Raw genomic sequence first — 19,139 nt, forward strand, 5'->3', positions numbered from 1 at the left:
ATGATCAGGAGTGACGACGATGACTGCCTTGCGACAAACGATGATCGAGGCCATGCGTCAGCGTGGTTTCGCGCAACGTACCCATAATACCTACCTGATGGTGATCACCGACCTGGCGCGTTATTTCCACCGCCCGCCCGACACCTTGAGCACCGACGACCTGCAGCGCTTCTTTCACCATCTGGTTCAGGAGCGCGGTTTGTCCGCCGCCAGCTGCCGCATCTATCTGCACGGCGTGCGCTTCCTGTACCTGCAGGTGTTGCACTGGCCGTCGGTGGATGTATCGCCCGTGGTGCCGAAGACACCACAGCGGATTCCGGAACTGCTGACGCGTGACGAGGTCCGGTGGATCCTGGCCGCGTGCCACAACCCCAAGCATCGCCTGATGCTCGAACTGTGCTACGGCTGTGGACTGCGCGTGACCGAGGTCTGTCACCTGCGGGTCAGCGACATCGACAGTCAGCGCGGCCAGTTGCGTGTGGCGCAGGGCAAGGGCGCGAAGGATCGCATGGTGTTGCTGACGGCAACCTTGATTGCTCGCTTGCGCGATTACTGGCGAGCCTATCGACCGCGAACCTGGCTGTTTCCGAGCGCCCTGTTCCCGGATCGTGCGTTGCACCCGAGTGCGCCACAGAAGGCCTTTAGCCAGGCCAAGCGACTGGCCGGTATCGAGCGGATCGGTGGCATCCACAGTCTTCGCCATGCTTATGCCACCCATGTCCTGGAACAAGGCCTGCCCGTTCATCAGCTCCAGCGGCTGCTGGGCCATCGCAGCATCCAGTCGACGATGCGTTACCTGCACTGGTTGCCGGGCCAGCAGGGAGCGAGTCAGAGCCCTATCGATCTAGTGGCCGACTTGGAGGTGGGCCATGACTGAGACCGCCACCCTCCAACAGGCCCTGATCCGCTTTCTCGACCCGGCCGGCCTCGATCGCCAACGCCAACGCGTGTGCCATCACTTGCTGGCGTGTCGTACCGAGGCGATGGGCGGGATGATCCTGCAATGTACGGACTGCGACCATACCCAGCCGCACTACTTCGGCTGTCGTGATCGCCATTGCCCGCAGTGCCAGGGCCGCGCCATGCACCAGTGGGCCGAGCGTCAGCAGGCGACCCTTCTGCCCGTGCGCTATTACCATGTCGTGTTCACCCTGCCGCACTGCCTCAACGGCTGGGTCCAGCTGCATCCCGAGGTGATCTACCGGCTGCTGTTCCAGAGCGCCTGGCAAACGCTGCGTGCCTTCGGTCGCAATCCCAAGCGTCTCGGTGGAGAAATGGGCATGAGCGCCGTGCTCCACACCTGGGGTCAGACCCTGAGCCAGCATGTGCACCTGCACTGCCTGGTCCCCGGCGGCGCCTTGGGCGACGACGGCCGCTGGCGTGGGGTGCGTGGCCACTATCTGTTCCCGGTCCGAGCCCTGTCGCGGCATTTCCGCGGGCACCTGGTCAGTGCTCTGCGACAAGCCGCCAATGCCGGCGAGCTCGACCGAGTCACCCGGCCCGGTGACGTCGATGACCAGCTCAACGCCCTGATGGCCACCGAGTGGGTGGTCTACAGCAAGGACTGTCTCGAGCACACCGACACGGTGGTGCGCTATCTGGCACGCTACACGCGCCGGATCGCCATCAGCAATGCCCGCATCCTTGCCGTGGACGACCGCCAGGTCACCCTGCGCGTCAAGGATTATCGCGACCGTGATCGACCCAAACGGCTCGTGCTCGCTGGCGAAGAGTTCGTGCGCCGCTTCCTGCTCCACGTCCTGCCCAAGGGGCTGATGCGGGTCCGTCACTACGGCTTTCTGGCCAATCGTTGCCGGCGACGACGTCTGGCCCAGATCCGCCAAGCGCTGGCCGTTATCGACGCGACGGCGGATGCCGATACCGCTGCCGGCGATTCGGCACCGACCTACACTTGCCCGCATTGCCGGCAACCGACACTGCGGGTGATCGGGACACTCAGCCCCGGGCGATCCCTGCACGGCCGACTAGACAACCACAGGACGCAACGTTATCGAACATGACCTAACGCCCTATTCACACAACGGACTCGACGAGTCGGCCCGCTTGCGGGTCGTGGCAACGCTCGTCCCGATGTTGGATTTTGGCCAGCAGGCGCGCTACGTTGGGACACATTGGGGCCGAAGGAGGCTGGGATCATGAGCGATAGCACTGCCCGAACGTGCCACAACAGCCCCGTACGCGCGCGATCGACTGTCTCAGGCCGCACGTCGGCCAATACAATACCCTATAGAAGCTGTGGTATCGCAGTCTGATGGGCGGCTTAGTCCAACAGGCATTTCTTCGCCATGCTTCGCACGGCGAAGAAATGCTGAACAGTTAAAGGCCTTGGCTGTGGTGTTCATCGGTAGGGTGTTTGGCCGGGGCTTGGTTGCATGGCCTTGGCGCACAGCCGGTGCCTATGCTGAAAATGTCGGGGCAACCAAGGCTGTCAAACTATGCTGTCCGGTTTGGTTGCATGGTCTGGCGGTAGCGTCGGTAAAAACTCAGGCGTTCCGGTTGCAGGGCAATTCAGCGCATACATTTGTAAACAACCGCTTATTCGGTGTCCTGGTTCCTGGCGCTATCGGTCAGGTTGGTGCAAGGTATCAGGGAGCAGGCATTCAGCATTGGATGCCCAAACAAACAAACGGGTAACCGGCCCTTAACCAGGCGGTCAACCGGACACCATAACCCTGGCGGGTTCTGGTTCCCTGCGCTTCGCTCCGGTGCCGGTTACCTTCGCGTTATGCCGAAAGGGCGAATTCGAAATGACCGATGAATTAATAGAAGAGTTGGAACTGGCGGAAAAGGGGGAAGCACCCTCTCCATTCGGTAAAGCAGAGTTCAGCCTAATGGGGTCGCCGGCATCGGTACAGGCGAAGAAGGATGTTCGTGACGCCTATCTCCAGTCGATCAGAAACCAGTTCAAAGATATTAAGTATCTACTAACCGGTGAGCTCATACTGAACGTCACGTGGCTTCTTCCCGTAAAAAGCAGGTTTGAAACTGATGCTAAAGCTGATATCGATAATTGTATAAAGCCAATCATTGATGCTTTTACCGGGCCAAGTGGGTTCTTTATCGATGATTGTCAAATTCGAGGGCTATACATTTGCTGGCGGCACATTGAATCTGATGATGAGCGGCTAGTTTTTGAATTTGAGTTTCAGGCAGATCAGTATTCTTTGAAAAGCGAGCTAGCTTTTGTGCAATTGAATGGCGCGTTATGTACCCCCGTGAACTTGAACTGGCCAACTGCGGCGAAAACCCTTTGGGCGGGGATGCTCAAAGCCAACGAAGCCCAAAAGGCTATACTCGAAAAGCTAGGTACGCCGTATCCTGCGGTTGCAGGTTTCTTAGGGGGAAGCCAACCATTTCATCGTACAAGGGTGAACGGTTTCACCGTCATGACTTTGAGCGATTTTGCCTTTTCAGGGAGCTCTAATGAATTGGCATAACAAACGCGTCAAAGGCGACGCTCGTACCTCGCGCGCTTTACGCGGGCGTTATACGGAAATGGCTGCACCCGCTTTGAAGCAAAAGCAAGCATTGGTCTAATGAGTTGAGATTCCCAAGAATTCACGAGTCGCAACAATAGCGAGAAGCGAATAATGGCTAAAATTGAAGGTTTTCGAATAAGAAATTTCAGAGCTCTCAAAGACGTCACTTTAGGGCGTTTATGGAACCAACAGGATGCCGAACCACTCACTCCAATGACTGCAGTTATAGGTAAAAATGGTGTTGGCAAGAGTACGTTGTTTGATGCTTTTGGATTCCTGGCAGACGCTCTAAAGGTAGGTGTCGAAGAGGCATGTTACGCCCATGGTCGGGGAGGTTTTGAACGTGTAAGAGCTCAGGGGCAGAAAGGACCTATTGAATTCGAGGTCTACTACAAAGAAGACGGGAACGCTCGGCCTATTACCTATGAAATTTCCATCGATATAGATAGTTCGGGACGACCTTATGTCCTGAAAGAACGTCTCAGGCAGCGGCGAAAAGGTCAAAAGCGAGGATGGCCCTTCTCTTTTCTTTTGTTGAATAGTGGGAAGGGGATTGTATGGAGGGGTGATCAGGGAGGCCGCCAAATCGAAGAAGGGCAAGAGTTCTTCGATTTGGATAGCCTGCTAGAGTCGATCAAATCTGACGAAACGAATGAAGAGTCTAAAGAAACCGAACTGGTCGAGCTTGAAGATATACGGAAATTAGGGGTAGCTACGCTTGGGTCGTTGAAACAACACCCAAGGATTTCAGCATTTCGTCGATTTATCGAGGGTTGGTATCTCAGCTATTTTACACCAGACGCGGCCAGGAGCTTACCGCTGGCCGGGCCGCAAAAGCACCTCAATATCCATGGCGACAACCTTGGAAATGTTGTGCAATTTATGGAGCGGGAACACCCAAAGCGGTTCAGAATTATTTTGAATCAAATAGTTGGCAAAATCCCTGGTGTTGACAAAATTGACACGGAAAGGACAAACGACAGCCGGTTACTGCTTAGGTTCAATGACAAAGGATTTCAAGATCCTTTTTATGCGCAGCAAATGTCTGATGGTACGTTGAAGGTGTTCGCTTATCTGCTTTTGCTAGAAGATCCTGCACCGCCGCCATTTTTGTGTATTGAAGAGCCAGAGAATGGCTTGTACCACAAACTTCTTCAATCTCTCGCGGAAGAGTTCCGCGAACATGCAACAGGGCGTAAAGGCGGATCTCAGGTTTTCATCACTACTCATCAACCATACTTAGTCGATGCCTTGGATCCTTCTGAGGTATGGATCCTTGAGAAGGGGGCAGACGGTTTTTCGGTGATACGTCGAGCCAGCGACGACGAGATAGTGCGGAGTATGGTTTCTGAGGGGCTACCCCTGGGCGGTCTTTGGTACAGCGATTACCTGGATGCGAGGTGATCGGATGCATTTTGAAATACTTGTTGAAGATCAGTCAGGCAAAAAGGCTCTTGATATACTGGTACCTAAGATTATCGGCGATGATCATACGTATAATGTTCACCCATACAAAGGAATAGGGCGTATTCCGAAGAACCTCGGTACGAATAATAACGCCAATAAACGCATTCTACTTGACCAACTTCCACGGCTTCTTCGTGGGTATGGTAATGCATTCGCCAATTACCCCGCTGAGTACCCTGCGGCAGTAATTTTGGTATGTGACTTAGATGACAAATGCCTCAAATCATTTCGCCAAGAGCTTATTAGTATATTGGAAAGTTGCAATCCACAGCCAGAAACTCGTTTTTGCATCGCAATTGAGGAAGGAGAAGCTTGGTTTCTTGGAGACGTTCAAGCTATTAAAGCTGCGTATCCCAGAGCCAAGGATGCTGTCTTGAACAAATATGTGAATGATTCTATTTGTGGCACTTGGGAACGTTTGGCAGATGCAGTATATCCTGGAGGCGCAGCAGCGCTTGCTTCTAAAGGCTGGCAAGCTGTCGGCATAGAAAAGTCTCAGTGGTCTGAGCAAATTAGCCCACATATGGATACTTCAAATAATGCTTCACCAAGTTTCGTATACTTTCGACAGAAGTTACTGGAACTTGCGGGAGAAGAAGATGATTAATAGATGTTGGTTAGTTCTGTCGGAGACAATAGTGGATTGATCAAAATCCGTATAACCAGTGCAGGCACGGCGACGCCCACTACATTGCGCCTTCGGCTCCATTGCGTGGGCGCGCATGCTGCAAGCGTTATGCAATGTCGGCGCTGAGGAGATCAACGTGAAGTCAATTTTTGTTGCGTTTTTACTATTAGCCTCTTTCAAGTCACTTGCCGCCGACTCCAGCGAGAAGCAAGAATACTGTGACAATCTGGCAACGTTCGCAGCACAAACGGCTGAAGCCAGATTAAGTGGGGAATCATTTTCCTCGGTCATCCGCCGAATTGATAATCTTGAATCTAATCCAGGAGTGAAGACGCTGTTTAAGGGTATCGCTTCTGATGTATACACCAAGGAGTTCTCTCCTGAGGAAGCTTATTCCGACTTGATCTGGTCATGTCTGAATTCGCTCAAGGATAGTGAACGAGGCGATAGCTAAATCGCTCAATTTTTAATCATTTATGAACATGGGTCGCATAACAAGCCAAGGCAGTGGGACATATTTTGCTTCGCTGCGCTCAAAACGTAAAAATATGCCCCTGCTTGGGAGCGTTGTGCGACAAAAGCAGGGTGCCCGTAAATGAACCACTCAGTTCTAGGATTTACCGAAGAAGGGCTGACGCGCTCGTTATCCTATTCAGGATTCGTGCTGCTCGCATTCGAGTTGGTTAAGAGTCTCATCGTAGAACCAATTAAGCTGTTCTATCGCGATACGACTTTTCATTCGGGGCCTTTCAAATCCTATGAACATGATGTTAGATCACGCCACAAGAATGAATTCGAGGCCTGCCTTCTGTATCTGCGGGATTTCATGAATGCTATCGACTCCGACGACATGGCCTCTATACAGGCGCTACGAAAACATCGAAACGAGCTAGCGCATAACCTTCCAAAGCATCTCCATAGCCTCGACATAGCGAGTCACAGAGAGCTTCTTGAGCGTGTCGATAGGGCGTTGTTCAAGCTGAGTAACTACCGGACATACATGGAGATCGGTAATGACCCCGAGTTTCGGGGACTAGGGATCGATTGGGGCACTGTGTATGGGACCGAATACATGATATTCAAAGAAGTCATCGAAAAGGTCCGCGTGATCCAGGAACAAGAGCCGTGACGCACAACAAATCGCTCCACCGGACGTCTTGGCTTCCGCTTCGCTTCAGTCAAGCCGCCGGTGAGCCTGGCCGTTATATCTCATAGGGAGTTACAGTGAAACTCGACAAGGCGATTGACCTGGCCATTGAGAATGTCCGAAAAGAAGGGCTCACCGACATTTTTCGCGATCCTTTTGAGCTCTCATTGCTGAAAAATGAACAGTTTAAGCAGTTTTTGTCAGGTCAGGTTAAATCAAGAATCAATTCAGGCTCCCTGTCCGGTTTAAAGGTTTATCCAGTCAGCCATGTTTTATTCCCCAAAAAAGATGCATATGATTTCAGGCGCGCAGCCCTAATTCAACCAATTGACACTATTACTTACTTGGCGCTTGTCTTAATGTATGCAGATATTATTGAAAAGCATCGAATAGAAAAGCGCAGGAATATTGTTTTCTCGTATAGATTCAAGCCAAAATCTGGCTATCTTTTTGATTCAAAATATAACTTCACATACTTTCAGGCGCATGTCTCTCGCCGAATCAAAAGTCCAAGGACTAAAGTATTAGTGAAGTGTGATATTTCAAATTTTTACGACAGACTAAATCTTCACCGCCTCGAATCAACCCTGCTCAGTCTTCCAATAGAGAAGAAACTTACAAAGCTTACTAATGAGTTGCTTACATTCTGGGCCAATAGAGATTCATACAGTCTGCCTGTTGGCGGAAACGCTAGCCGAATTCTTGCTGAAGCGGCCTTATTATCTGTCGACGACTATTTGCGATCTTTAAATGTTAAGTATTGTAGATTCGTCGATGACTATCGTTTATTTGCGCCAGATGCAAAAACAGCCCATTCATGGTTAACTCTTCTTGTAGATCGACTATATTTGGAAGGGTTGATGGTAAACCCATCAAAGACAGTGATCGAAGACGTTTCAAAAACCACAAAGACTTCTGCTTTTTCCGAGGAAGCCAGGCAAGTAGCAAATGAACTTCGCCAGGGGCGCATCATTGTTGGATATACCGGGACAATTCCTACAAAGTTTCGAGAGCTTTCGAATCGCGAAATTGAAGAGCTAAAAGAGGTTGCCACTGAAGAGCTTGAAGATAAAATAAGGAATAATCAAATACTTCAACCTGATGATGTAAGACGATTTATAAGAATTGTAGTCGCAAGCGAAGATTATAGTAAGCTTAATCTATTCAGTTCTCTTGTAGAAAAATTTCCTCAATTCACCCCCTTGTTGGTGGATCTTTTCATAAAGAAAGAATCTGCTTTCCCGGAAAACCTCAAGAGTTCGATCCGAGAGTATTTTTCAAGAATGTTATCCGAGGGCGAACGGTATCCCGAATATCTTTTGATATCCGTAGTCCGATTGCTCGGCCAAGATGGCTTTGCCGATAAAAGTGCGTTAATGGCGTTTTTTAGAAATTTGAGACGAAACTCCGGAGCATATATTGGAAGAGCGGTCCTTGACGCCCTTTCGAAAGTCGCCAATAGAACAGATGTAATTGAAATTAGGCAATATTATCAGCGAGCAGACCACTGGGAAAAGCGGGCTATCATTAAAATTGTTGACGCAGTTCTTTCTGAAGAGGAAAAGAGGCCCTGGCTCAAGAATGTAAAAGTTCACTCAGGCGACGATTTTTTTGCCGTTGAGACGTTCGATCCTAAAAAGAAAGGAAAATGAAATATAACAATCAGTTGCAGCGGATCGGTTTACGCTGCGCTCCAATTGCCCACTGAACTGGGCGTTATGTTTGGAAATTAGCCGAGGTACCTAATGAGTGATGCCCCGACATTCAAGGCAAAGAGTTTTCAATGCCCGCATTGCGGCATAGCTGCACAACAGGACTGGTTCGATGTGGCTGAGGGTGGGGACATCGCACTACAGCTAATCCAGCATTTGTACTTGAATTATCGATCCAGTGTAAGTGACTATCAGCAAAAGACAATTAATGACTTCCTGAAAGGTGTCAGCCGGGAGTTCACTTCCTCTCTTCAAAGATTTATTCCGCAGAAGATCGCTGTGTCAACTTGTTCGCAATGTGGTGAGCCAACGCTCTGGGTTGAAAGGCAGCTCGTGTTTCCGAAGACCCTGTCGGCGCATCCCCCGAATTCGGATCTCGGGCCGGAGATAATCAATATATATAATGAGGCATCGTCGATTGTCACAGATTCCCCAAAAGGGGCTGCAGCATTACTGCGCCTTGCGCTTCAAAAGCTCCTTAGGCAGCTTGGAAAGCATGGGAAGAATATAAACCAAGACATCCAAGAGTTGGTATCAGATGGGTTAAGTCCGAAGATACAGCAAGCCCTAGACTTAGTGCGGGTTATTGGAAATAACGCGGTCCATCCTGGTGAAATAAACCTTGACGATAATAGGGAAATAGCTGAAAAACTGTTTCAGATTCTGAATTTTATCGCCGAAGAAATGATTACCAAGCCGAGAGAATTGGAAGAGCTTTACAACACAACAATTCCTGAGCATACGAGGGGCCATATCCGCAAGCGTGATGGCGGCGAGTAAACATAATGCAAGCGTGTGTGCCGGGCATGGCACAGATCTAGGGAGATGGAAGTCCTCCTGCCAGGTGTTAGCAGAGCCGAAGGCTAGGAGAAGGGCAAGGGCGTCATCGCGAGGTGGCGTTTGGGGGAAGCCCAATCCGAAGCCGGGGGCGACGAACAGGAACCCGATACGAGGTGTGGTACGCCCGGGGCGAGCTGGCACGTGACAGCGAAGCCCTCCATCTGCGAACGGGGTGTGCTTTATAAATCGGGCGTCTACGCGGTGACAGTTCTGTGTCTTACCCCGGGAGGTCTGTCGGCTGTCCAGGGATGAGGACTGAGCGCTGGGCAACCGGTGGCGATCGGTCGGCAGAAGTCAGCCGAGGGCATAGTAGGGGCCAGTCTGTGGCGCCGAAGGCTCGAACAATGACAGGAGACGGAGGCTCCGTGCAGAGCAGCGGGAGTGCATCTGACAAGCAGCGTGAGCTGCCTCTGGTTTTGCCGGGGGATGAACCCGATGCTGGAGATCGGAGCGAGCCCGAATCCGTTCATCTGACATCGTTGATGGCGCGCGTGCTGAGCCGGGACAACCTCAGCCGTGCCCTGAAACAGGTTCGCCGCAACAAGGGGGCGCCGGGCATCGACGGCATGACGGTCGATGCGCTTCCGGGCTATCTGCGCGAGCCTTGGCCGGAGATCCGCCAACGACTGGTTGCCGGAACCTACCGCCCACAACCGATTCGCCGCGTGATGATCTCCAAGCCGCAAAACGGGGAACGCCCGCTGGGCATTCCGACCGCACGCGACCGTTTCATTCAGCAGGCCATCGCCCAGGTAATCCAGGGGGAGTGGGAGGAAGCCTTCCACCCGCACAGCTACGGCTTTCATCCTGGCCGTTCGGCTCATCAGGCCGTGCGGCATGCCTGGAGCGTCATTCGTTCCGGGAAGGACTGGGTACTGGATCTGGACCTGGAGGCCTTCTTCGATCGCGTGAACCACGACCGGCTGATGCGGCGATTGCAGAGTCGAGTAACGGACAAGCCGTTACTGCGGCTGATCAACCGCTACCTGAAAGCCGGCGTATGCATCGGGGGAGATCACGACGCCGACACGGGAAGGCGTGCCCCAGGGCGGGCCGCTGTCGCCGGTGTTGGCCAACGTGGTGCTGGATGAGCTGGACTGGAAGCTGGACCGGCGTGGCCTGTGCTTTGCCCGCTACGCTGATGACTGTCAGGTTTTTGTCGGCAGTCGGCAGTCGGCAGTCGGCGTGCGGGTGAGCGAGTGATGGCGAGTCTACGGCGCTTTGTCGATGCCTCGCTGCGGCTCACAGTGAATCCGCGAAAGAGTGCCGTGGACCGTCCCTGGAACCGCCGCTTCCTGGGCTTCACCATCAGCCGACGCGGGGTGGGCCTGAAAGTAGCCGATAAGGCCATTGACAGGCTTAAGCACCAAGTGTGCCAGCACAGCCGCCGGACACGCGGCCACAGCATTGTCCAGGTGATTGCAGAGTTGCGAGAGACCCAGCTTGGTTGGAAAGACGTACTTCGGCGTCGCCGAGGTGCTGAGCCCGCTGCGGGACCTGGACAAGTGGATCAGGCGGCGATTGCGGGGTTACCTCTGGAAGCAATGGGGCAGAGCGGGCTACCGTGAACTGAGGAAGCGGGGTGTCTCCAGGGATCTTGCCTGGAACACCGCGAAGTCGGCACATGGCCCTTGGCGGCTGAGCCGCAGTCCGGCCCTTGCCTACGCGCTGCCAGCTCGTGTCTTCCGGAACTTGGGGCTGCCGGAGCTGGTGGCACGTGAATGGGATGAATCAAGTCATTGAACCGCCGTGGTACGTGATCCGTAGGCCCGGTGGTGTGGAAGGAGCGGGGCCGTGAAGCCTCGCCCTATCCCGATTATGCAGGACGGGGGCCATAAAATATGAGTGATGCGATTTGGAAGTGTGTATATCGTTGCGCGCAAGAGTTGACCCAACAAGGTGTTACACCCTTTACACGAGGTGACTTGATCCGTTGCGTACAGCGTTATAAATCGGACTGCGGTCCCGGCTCAATAAATCCGATCATTCAAGGACTAACGGAAAACTTACGTGGAGGGGCGTCCGGCGCGGTTGGCAAGAACCTGTTACACAGCGTCGGCCGAGGACAGTTCGTCCTGCGAGGTGCCGCGACCTCTGGGTCACTTGAGAAAAAGCCATCCTGGACTTCCGTCCGTAGTCAGCCCGGTGCAGTTCGGGAACAAGACAAGCGGCCGACCGTAATTTCTCATGAAACTCTGGAAATCGGCGGATATGCGTTTAAGCACATCTGCGATATCGAGCCGGTGAAAAACGATGATGGAACTGTTCGTGAATTTACTCCGCAGGATCGGTATGAAAATACCGGGCGACTTGCATTGAATAGGTATGGGGTTGGTCCCTTCTGCAAGTTTAAGATTTCGCGGAACATCGCGAGATCTGGTGTCTACGCGTTGGTTGTAGACGAGTATGTCTACTATATCGGAGAGTGTGAGAACCTTACCAACCGTTTCAACATGGGCTACGGGAACATTTCACCCCGGAACTGCTTTGCTGGTGGACAAGAGACGAACTGCAGAATAAATAACTTGATCTTTACAAGCGTGAGTGAGGGTTTGAAGGCTACTCTTTGGTTCCATGAAACCAGCGACTATAAGCAGGTGGAGTCGGATCTAAGGGCGCGAGGGAAATTCGGATGGAACCGTACATAGGAAGCATGCATAACAATTCGCTCCGGGCGACGCTGGAAACGCTACGCGATTCCAGCGGACCTGAGCTTGGACGTTGAACTAAACCGCTTCGCGGTAGCTGTCGTCGAGTCACGTCTTTTGCCTGATCGCACCACACTGATCATTGACCCGCGTGGGTCAATGATCAGGAGTGACGACGATGACTGTTTTGCGGCAAACGATGATAGAGGCCATGTGTCAGCGCGGCCAGTTGCGTGTGGTGCAGGGCAAGGGCGCGAAGGATCGCATGGTGCTGCTGACGGCGACCCTGATCGATCGCTTGCGATATTACTGGCGAGCCTATTGACTGCGAACCTGGCTGTTCCCGAGCGCCCTGTTCCCAGTGTGAACCCTGTCTCGCCACTATCGTGGGTACATGGTCAGCGCCCTGCGCCGGGCGGCCACTGCCGGTGAGCTCCACCGGGTCACCCTGCCCGGCGACGTGGACAACCAGCTCAACACCCTGATGGCCACCGAGTGGGTGGTCTACAGCAAGGACTGTCTCGAGCACACCGACACGGTGGTGCGCTATCTGGCACGTTACACGCGCCGGATCGCCATCAGCAATGCCCGCATCCTTGCCGTGGACGACCACCAGGTCACCCTGCGCGTCAAGGATTATCGCGACCGTGATCGACCCAAACCTCGTGCTCGCTGGCGAAGAGTTCGTGCGCCGCTTCCTGCTCCACGTCCTGCCCAAGGGGCTGGTGCGGGTCCGTCACTACGGCTTTCTGGCCAATCGTTGCCGGCGACGACGTCTGGCCCAGATCCGCCAAGCGCTGGCCGTTATCGACGCGACGGCGGATGCCGATACCGCTGCCGACGACTCGGCACCGATCTACACCTGCCCGCACTGCCGGCAACCGACACTGCGGGTGATCGGGACACTCAGCCCCGGGTGATCCCTGCACGGCCGACTAGACAACCACAGGACCCAACGTTATCGAACATGACCTGACGCTCTATTCACACAACGGACTCGACGAGTCGGCCCGCTTGCGGGTCGTGGCAAAGCTCGTCCCGATGTTGGATTTTGGCCAGCAGGCGCGCTACGTTGGGAACATTGGGGCCGAAGGAGACTGGGATCATGAGCGATAGCACTGCCCGAACGTGCCACAACAGCCCCGTACGCGTGCGATCGACTGCCTCAGGCCGCACGTCGGCCAATACAATACCCTATAGAAGCTGTGGTATCGCAGCCTGATGGGCGGCTTAGTCCAACAGGCATTTATCCGCCATGCTCTGCACGGCGAAAAAATGATGAACAGTTATCCGTAGGTGGTGCAGATGGTGCTTGAATCAACACTAGATTTTCTTTGGCATCTAACAGGCCAAGAAACCAGTTCAGTTCCAACTGAGAGAGACTATCTTCGGTCCATTCATCACCCGATCGGATTTTGGTTGTGGTCCTATAGTATGCAAGCTGAGATGAGACATACTCACGCTTCAATTTCGATATCGTCTATTTGGGTGGACCATACACCCCAGTGTTGGTATGGAAACGTCGGTGGAAATTGGGGCAAACCAAGCTGTGAGCTTGCCGATATTTTAATAGTAGTTTGGGATAGCAAACTAAGAAATAGTGGGAAAGCTCTGCTTGTACAGGCCAAAAGAGGAAAGAGCCATAACCGCATACCGCTCTCAAACCCATCCACGAAAAAGGAGATTAATCTGCTCGGAAATGCACCAAAGTTCTTACTGAGTAATCAGCTCTCCGCAAGTTCGGGTCAATATCCGCAGCCGATGAATTCAAAGCTGTGCTGTGAATTTAAACTCGCACCCTACAGCGGAGTTCCGTTAGAGCATTGTACTTTTTTGCAAATACGTGATGCCAGGTCAAAAAGATGGCCACGAAAAACGGGAACCTATTGGCAGACAATGTGGCCACCTAATTTGCATCAGAAGGCATACAGCGATGTCATTAAAGACATGCTACCTAACAGTGGTGGTTCAACTGGGAAGCGCTTTGTGTTTGGAAATATGAACAACGACTGGGATCGACTAGTTACAGTTTTAGTCAAAGAAACCGTTAGTAGAGTTGGTGGGACGGCTCAGGGGAAGTCGCACCATTCTGTGAGGACTATAAGAGGGGAGTATTTCCTATTCGATCATGCAGGCGGTGTAGATTTTCCAAGAATCGACTATGCAGAGAGCGACGAACCAAGTGGTGGAATTTCAACTTTGTTTATCACTGTCAACGAAGGCGGATAACCAGGCCAAGCACAGCGACAGCTTTTACGCTGCGGCTGCGTCTTCACTACAAAGCTGCGCGTGTTGGCAACGTTAGACGCACAAGACAGAGGGGCGCGAGCATTGACTAAAGAAAGGATCGAGTTTTGGCAGTCTTTCTGAACGCATTTCCACTTAGTATCCCTGATACGGAGCTTACGGCTCTCCAGATTCCCTATGACAAGGAGACGCTGGATAGTCTTCGCGGGCAGTATCGATCAACGCATTCTTTTCGTCGCCAGGGCGACAATATCCTGATCTTTTCAGAGGTTGGAGACTTCCCCATATCCGGGACGCCGCGCACGATCACGTTCAAGGATAATTTCGGTATCTTCTGCTCGCTGGTAAAGGATGGTCTGACAAGGCATCTCGTCGGACTAGGCCGCAATCCCATCGGCTTTTCGCCCATTGAACTGGTGAGTGAAAAGCCGGAAGACAATCTTCTGGTTCCGATTCTTGGCGATGCTTACCCGTTTAAGATTTGCGCCAAATACACAATCGATACACGCATTATTAAAGGGCAGCCGTGCCTTGTCATTGATTGCACAACGCGACGGGTGCTCAAAGAAAACGGTCTGTACTTCCTGAACGCCGGATTTGATCTTATGGGCCGTTATGTTGTCACTGAGCAGGACGACGGATACCGTAAGCTCCTCGGGGAGGTGAGCGGATGTAACGGTGAAGTACTTACTGTCACGCGGCCTGACAAGCAGGTAGTGCAGGTCAATGCGAAAGAGGTGTACCTCGAGGCCAGCCGATTAAATTTCGACGATTACATCCTGCATACGCATGGCGAGAGAAAAGACGTCATCGTCGAACGCATTCGGCAAGCTGTCTCAACATTCAATGGTGGCAAGAATAAGAAGGCCCGCATCGACGCACTTAAAAAGTACTTTCGGTCTAGAGACATTTCGCTGATTGACGCGACGCCCATTGAGATCATGGAGCCACCGGATATTCAGAGCCAGTGCGGGCAGATGCAGAAACCGGTTTTTGTTTTCAACGACAATGGCGAGGCCAGTTGGGCTGAGAAAGGCCTAACTCAATACGGTCCATATACAAAGCGAACCTTCGACAGGAACGACCCCTCAATCTGCGTGATCTGCGCCCAGCACGACAAGGGGCGTGTCGAGCAGTTTGTACGAAAGCTCTTGAAAGGTATTTCACGAAGTAAGTATTTCAGCAATGGCCTTGAAGGAAAGTTCACACTCGGAACCAGCCGCATCGATGTATTCACGACTGCCAACGACAGTGTGGATGCATACAAGAACGCCATCGAGGCCGCGATCCGACAAAAAGCCGATGACGGCGGGCGGTGGGATTTGGCGCTCGTTCAGGTTCGGCAATCTTTCAAAAAGCTCAACGTCAAGGAAAATCCTTATTATTTAGGTAAGAGCTTATTTTTCTTGCATCAGATCCCTGTACAGGATTTCACGATAGAACTTTTAGAACAGCCCGATTACTCACTCGGATATTCGCTTAACAATATGGCATTAGCCTGCTACGCAAAGATGGGCGGCATCCCGTGGCTTCTAAAATCCTCTCCGACCCTTTCTCACGAACTTGTGATAGGGATCGGTAGCGCGAATATCGGACAGAAACGCGGCGTTGACAACCAAAGAATTATGGGAATTACCACCGTTTTCTCTGGTGATGGCAGTTATATTGTCTCTAATACTTCGAAGGCGGTTGTGCCGGAAGCCTACTGCGAGGCTTTGACTTCCGCTCTCGATGAAACCATTGATAAAATTCGGAAACGCATGAACTGGCAGAAAGGCGATACGATTCGTCTAGTTTTCCACGCGCAGGTCAAAAAGTTCAGTAAGGATGAAATTGCTGCCGTCCAGGCTGTCGTAGATAAGTACCGGGAATACCAGGTTGAGTATACATTCCTGAAAATCTCGGAGAATCACGGCCTGCATATGTTCGACTCCACTACGGCTGGCGAGCAGAAGGGAAAGCTCGCGCCCCAGAGAGGAAAGACGTTCAAACTCTCCAAACATGAAATGCTCGTATACTTGATCGGCCAGCGAGAGTTACGTAACGACACCGACGGCCACCCACGCGGATTGATTCTTGATGTGCATAAGGATTCGACATTCACGGACATAAAATATTTAAGCGCACAGGTTCATAGCTTCGCGTCACATTCTTGGCGCAGTTACTTTCCCAACCCTCTTCCTGTGACAATCAGCTACTCTGACCTGATCGCTCGGAATCTTGGTTGGCTGAACCAGATTCCTGGCTGGAGTGACTCTGTGATGATCGGGAAGATAGGTCAGTCTCAATGGTTCCTGTAGAGAAGGAAAATGCCTACCAACTGCGTGATCACCTTTATAATAAGGTGATCGAGGGGGCTTACATCGACCCTTTCAAATCTTGTTTCTTACATTTCTTGGGGTTGTTGAAGGGAAGCGTTCCGTCCTTCGATTTTGCGGTGCTTCCCTTGTATCAGCGGTGCGCGATTGCGGGCCTCGGTGTTCTGGATGAGGTCGTTTCAAGTCAGGACGTTTCGCGCCTTCTCGGGCAAGCTGCCAAAATCGACTCCACGCCACGCCCATGGGTATCCGACGTATTTGGCGTCATGGCCGTGAAATGGCTTGTTGCGAAAATGGATGATGACCACATCGCTAGAGAGTTTGAGAGCTGGATATCAGGATTCCTTTCGCAGCAGGTGAGTAGTGACAATCTCAATACCTTCGAGAAGGACATCGCGGCGTATGTTAGTAGCGGCGAATCCGCCATTTATACGAGCGCATGTGTGCCACTCTTCCTTCATTACCAGAAGATTCAGCGGATTGGCGATCATCAAGAGCGGCTTTCGCTCATTGACCGTTTTATGGGGGAGTTCCGAGCGCAAGCGCAGCGAGATGCGTCGACAGCCTTTTTGAGCCTGATGGTGTACGTTTTTGATCAGGTCAACCAGGATGTGGCCATGGTGCCTCCCAAAGGCTGGAGCCTCGGCGACCTTCTGGGGTTCCTTGACCATATTCCCGTTGGCCTAAAACGGTGGACATGGGAGGACGCTGGTCGGACGAAAGGCGCGGAGCCAGTCAAGTGGCCTGTTATGAACGAATACCACGTCCAGAACCTTCTCTATGTCTTGCTCGCTCCGATTTTTAACGACATTGCCGACGAAGTGAATCTCCAGCCTGTAGGGCAGAAGAATCCTCGCATTGATCTCTACCTGCCGTCGCTGCATACGATCATCGAGGTCAAGTACCGCAAGAACGTGAAGAAGTCCTTCCCGGCGCTCGTTGGAGAGATCGCTGAAGATGCGTCCCTCTATCGTGCAGACGAGAAATACATGGACGCACTGATTGTCACCTTCCTGTGGGATTGCACGCGCGCCACACAGGAACATGCCAAGTTTAAGGAAGGTGTTTTGAAGATCGACGGGATCAACGGCTGTGTAGTAGTCAGTGCGCCATCAACAATGGATGGCTGACCGCAGGATTAGATTAGGCAATGCAAATAGAGCCGGTTCCGAATCTCATAATAAATATTATTTTTCAGAAGGAGAAGCATGGTGAGAAGTGAGTCTAACAAAGCGTTGCACTCGGACAATTTTTACGCTGCGCTCCAAAATTGCCGGTGTGCGCGGCGTTAGCGGTGAGGAGGAAACGTGTTCTGCTTTTCGTATGGTTCCAATATGTCGCTTATACGTCTACGAGATCGCGTACCATCAGCCCGATTCGTGGCGGTGGCGACCTTGCCGGCTCATGGACTCCGGTTCCACAAAGTCAGTAAAGATGGTTCCGGGAAGTGTGATGCTGAAGAAACCGGGAATCGTGAGGATCGAGTCATCGGCGTAGTGTATGACATTGCCGATGACGAAAGGCAGGCCCTTGATCGGAAGGAAGGGCTTGGCTCAGGCTACGATGCGAAGGAAATCGAGGTAACTACAGATCAAGGAAGTCTGACCGCATTGATGTATTTCGCCACGTATGTGGATCCTGCTCTGAAACCGTACGTCTGGTACAAGGAGCATGTCTTGATCGGGGCGCGTGAGAATGAGTTGCCGTCCGAATACATTGCGCGGATTGAAGCCGTAGAGGCTGTCGATGACCCGGACACTATGAGGCACGAGCGTGAGCTGACAATTTACCGCTAACAAGGCCGTTGAGCCGGACGCCCCAATACGCTGCGCTCCTTGGGGCGCGGCTCACGGCTGACGTTATGCACTTTGTGAAATCTTGAAGAGACTTGCAAAAAATGAATGAAACTACATGGGACGTTTTCATTTCTCATGCTTCCGAAGATAAGGAAGAGGTTGTCCTACCTCTAGCAGAATTGTTGTTAGCATCAGGCTTGACGGTGTGGTTGGACAAGGGTGAAATATTTTTAGGAGACAGCCTGAGAGAAAAGATTGATGAGGGCTTGGAGCGTTCTCAGTTCGGAATCGTTGTGTTTAGCCACAGTTTTTTTTCTAAAAATTGGCCAAAATCTGAGCTTGACGGATTGTTTTCACGAGAAATGGGCGGAGAGAAAGTTATCTTACCTATTTGGCATGAAATTGGATTCGAAGAAATTAAAAGGTATTCGCCACTCATTGCCGGGAAGCTGGCTGTCAGCACAAGTAATGGTCTAAATGCAGTTAAAAGCCAAGTTTTATCGGCCATACACAAGGTCGGACGGAAAGAATCAATTGCGAAACCAATTTATTCTGGAAATCTTACAAAAAAAGCAATAATGACCTTCCCTGAAGGTAGTTACCTGATTTCTAATTGTTATAGCTCTTATGATAAAAGGCCGCTAATAGAAGAAAAGGTTGGCTCGCTAGAGGACAGAGAAGCTCTATGGGAGCAGGCAAAGTCGTGTGGTTCTAATGGACGCTTATGTCGGGTTTTTAAAAGATACGAAGACTATAGGGCGCATATGAGAATGCTCGATTCGCTAATTCAATTAAAGAGGTTAAATTAATTTCTTTCTGACAAGTGCCATGAGAAA

20 protein-coding genes and 1 pseudogene are annotated in these 19,139 nt (G+C 52.0%); all 21 read left to right on the forward strand.

Features of this window, described 5'->3' with window-relative positions; all coding sequences use genetic code 11:
• Positions 1–19: 19 nt before the first annotated feature.
• The gene (locus BLW01_RS09635; RefSeq protein ID WP_092569295.1) at positions 20–877 is read left to right on the forward strand and encodes a tyrosine-type recombinase/integrase; all 858 of its coding nucleotides are present in this window, start codon (positions 20–22) and stop codon (positions 875–877) included.
• The gene (locus tag BLW01_RS09640) at positions 870–2,021 is read left to right on the forward strand and encodes an IS91 family transposase (RefSeq protein ID WP_092569296.1); all 1,152 of its coding nucleotides are present in this window, start codon (positions 870–872) and stop codon (positions 2,019–2,021) included. Before BLW01_RS09635 ends, BLW01_RS09640 begins: the two co-directional genes overlap by 8 nt.
• Positions 2,022–2,768: 747 nt before the next feature.
• Positions 2,769–3,458, forward strand: coding sequence for a RusA family crossover junction endodeoxyribonuclease (locus BLW01_RS09645; RefSeq protein ID WP_092569297.1), 690 nt, complete (start codon positions 2,769–2,771; stop codon positions 3,456–3,458).
• A gap of 153 nt (positions 3,459–3,611) precedes the next feature.
• Positions 3,612–4,904 carry an AAA family ATPase gene (locus BLW01_RS09650; protein ID WP_092569298.1) on the forward strand — a complete coding sequence of 431 codons (1,293 nt, stop codon included), beginning with the start codon at positions 3,612–3,614 and terminating at the stop codon, positions 4,902–4,904.
• A gap of 4 nt (positions 4,905–4,908) precedes the next feature.
• Positions 4,909–5,574, forward strand: a complete 666-nt coding sequence (locus tag BLW01_RS09655) for a hypothetical protein (protein ID WP_175529809.1) — start codon at positions 4,909–4,911, stop codon at positions 5,572–5,574.
• Positions 5,575–5,689: 115 nt separating this feature from the next.
• Positions 5,690–6,049, forward strand: a complete 360-nt coding sequence (locus BLW01_RS09660; RefSeq protein ID WP_092569300.1) for a hypothetical protein — start codon at positions 5,690–5,692, stop codon at positions 6,047–6,049.
• A 141-nt stretch (positions 6,050–6,190) separates the two neighbouring features.
• Entirely contained in the window at positions 6,191–6,724 is a 534-nt protein-coding gene (locus tag BLW01_RS09665) for a hypothetical protein (RefSeq protein WP_092569301.1), read from the forward strand.
• A gap of 95 nt (positions 6,725–6,819) precedes the next feature.
• Positions 6,820–8,394, forward strand: a complete 1,575-nt coding sequence (locus BLW01_RS09670; protein ID WP_229806350.1) for an RNA-directed DNA polymerase — start codon at positions 6,820–6,822, stop codon at positions 8,392–8,394.
• A gap of 93 nt (positions 8,395–8,487) precedes the next feature.
• Positions 8,488–9,234, forward strand: coding sequence for a DUF4145 domain-containing protein (locus BLW01_RS09675; RefSeq protein WP_092569302.1), 747 nt, complete (start codon positions 8,488–8,490; stop codon positions 9,232–9,234).
• A 404-nt stretch (positions 9,235–9,638) separates the two neighbouring features.
• Entirely contained in the window at positions 9,639–10,385 is a 747-nt protein-coding gene (locus tag BLW01_RS18560) for a reverse transcriptase domain-containing protein (RefSeq protein ID WP_217635509.1), read from the forward strand.
• A complete protein-coding gene (locus BLW01_RS18970) occupies positions 10,372–10,497 on the forward strand; it encodes a hypothetical protein (RefSeq protein WP_483294840.1) in 126 nt (41 codons plus the stop codon). The genes BLW01_RS18560 and BLW01_RS18970 overlap by 14 nt, the downstream gene beginning before the upstream one ends.
• Complete coding sequence (locus tag BLW01_RS18705; protein ID WP_229806352.1) at positions 10,497–10,862, forward strand: hypothetical protein; 366 nt, start codon at positions 10,497–10,499, stop codon at positions 10,860–10,862. Before BLW01_RS18970 ends, BLW01_RS18705 begins: the two co-directional genes overlap by 1 nt.
• Complete coding sequence (locus BLW01_RS18975; RefSeq protein ID WP_373294015.1) at positions 10,771–11,037, forward strand: hypothetical protein; 267 nt, start codon at positions 10,771–10,773, stop codon at positions 11,035–11,037. The genes BLW01_RS18705 and BLW01_RS18975 overlap by 92 nt, the downstream gene beginning before the upstream one ends.
• Before the next feature lie 98 nt (positions 11,038–11,135).
• Positions 11,136–11,942, forward strand: a complete 807-nt coding sequence (locus BLW01_RS09685; protein ID WP_092569303.1) for a GIY-YIG nuclease family protein — start codon at positions 11,136–11,138, stop codon at positions 11,940–11,942.
• A gap of 178 nt (positions 11,943–12,120) precedes the next feature.
• Positions 12,121–12,267 carry a hypothetical protein gene (locus BLW01_RS18480; RefSeq protein WP_175529810.1) on the forward strand — a complete coding sequence of 49 codons (147 nt, stop codon included), beginning with the start codon at positions 12,121–12,123 and terminating at the stop codon, positions 12,265–12,267.
• Between the two features lie 45 nt (positions 12,268–12,312).
• A pseudogene (locus tag BLW01_RS18980) lies at positions 12,313–12,862 on the forward strand (IS91 family transposase); the annotation flags it as partial.
• A 385-nt stretch (positions 12,863–13,247) separates the two neighbouring features.
• Positions 13,248–14,171, forward strand: coding sequence for a hypothetical protein (locus BLW01_RS18370; protein WP_139243925.1), 924 nt, complete (start codon positions 13,248–13,250; stop codon positions 14,169–14,171).
• 125 nt (positions 14,172–14,296) lie between these two features.
• Positions 14,297–16,489 carry an argonaute/piwi family protein gene (locus tag BLW01_RS09695; protein WP_092569305.1) on the forward strand — a complete coding sequence of 731 codons (2,193 nt, stop codon included), beginning with the start codon at positions 14,297–14,299 and terminating at the stop codon, positions 16,487–16,489.
• On the forward strand, positions 16,477–17,637 hold the full coding sequence (locus BLW01_RS09700) for a PD-(D/E)XK nuclease domain-containing protein (protein WP_092569306.1): 1,161 nt from the start codon (positions 16,477–16,479) through the stop codon (positions 17,635–17,637). Before BLW01_RS09695 ends, BLW01_RS09700 begins: the two co-directional genes overlap by 13 nt.
• 177 nt (positions 17,638–17,814) lie before the next feature.
• Positions 17,815–18,303 (forward strand): gamma-glutamylcyclotransferase family protein, encoded by a 489-nt coding sequence (locus tag BLW01_RS09705; RefSeq protein WP_092569307.1) that lies wholly within the window; start codon positions 17,815–17,817, stop codon positions 18,301–18,303.
• A 101-nt stretch (positions 18,304–18,404) separates the two neighbouring features.
• Entirely contained in the window at positions 18,405–19,112 is a 708-nt protein-coding gene (locus tag BLW01_RS09710) for a toll/interleukin-1 receptor domain-containing protein (RefSeq protein WP_092569308.1), read from the forward strand.
• The last annotated feature ends 27 nt before the right edge of the window (positions 19,113–19,139 follow it).

Source organism: Aidingimonas halophila (assembly GCF_900106955.1).
Taxonomy (GTDB): Bacteria; Pseudomonadota; Gammaproteobacteria; order Pseudomonadales; family Halomonadaceae; genus Aidingimonas; species Aidingimonas halophila.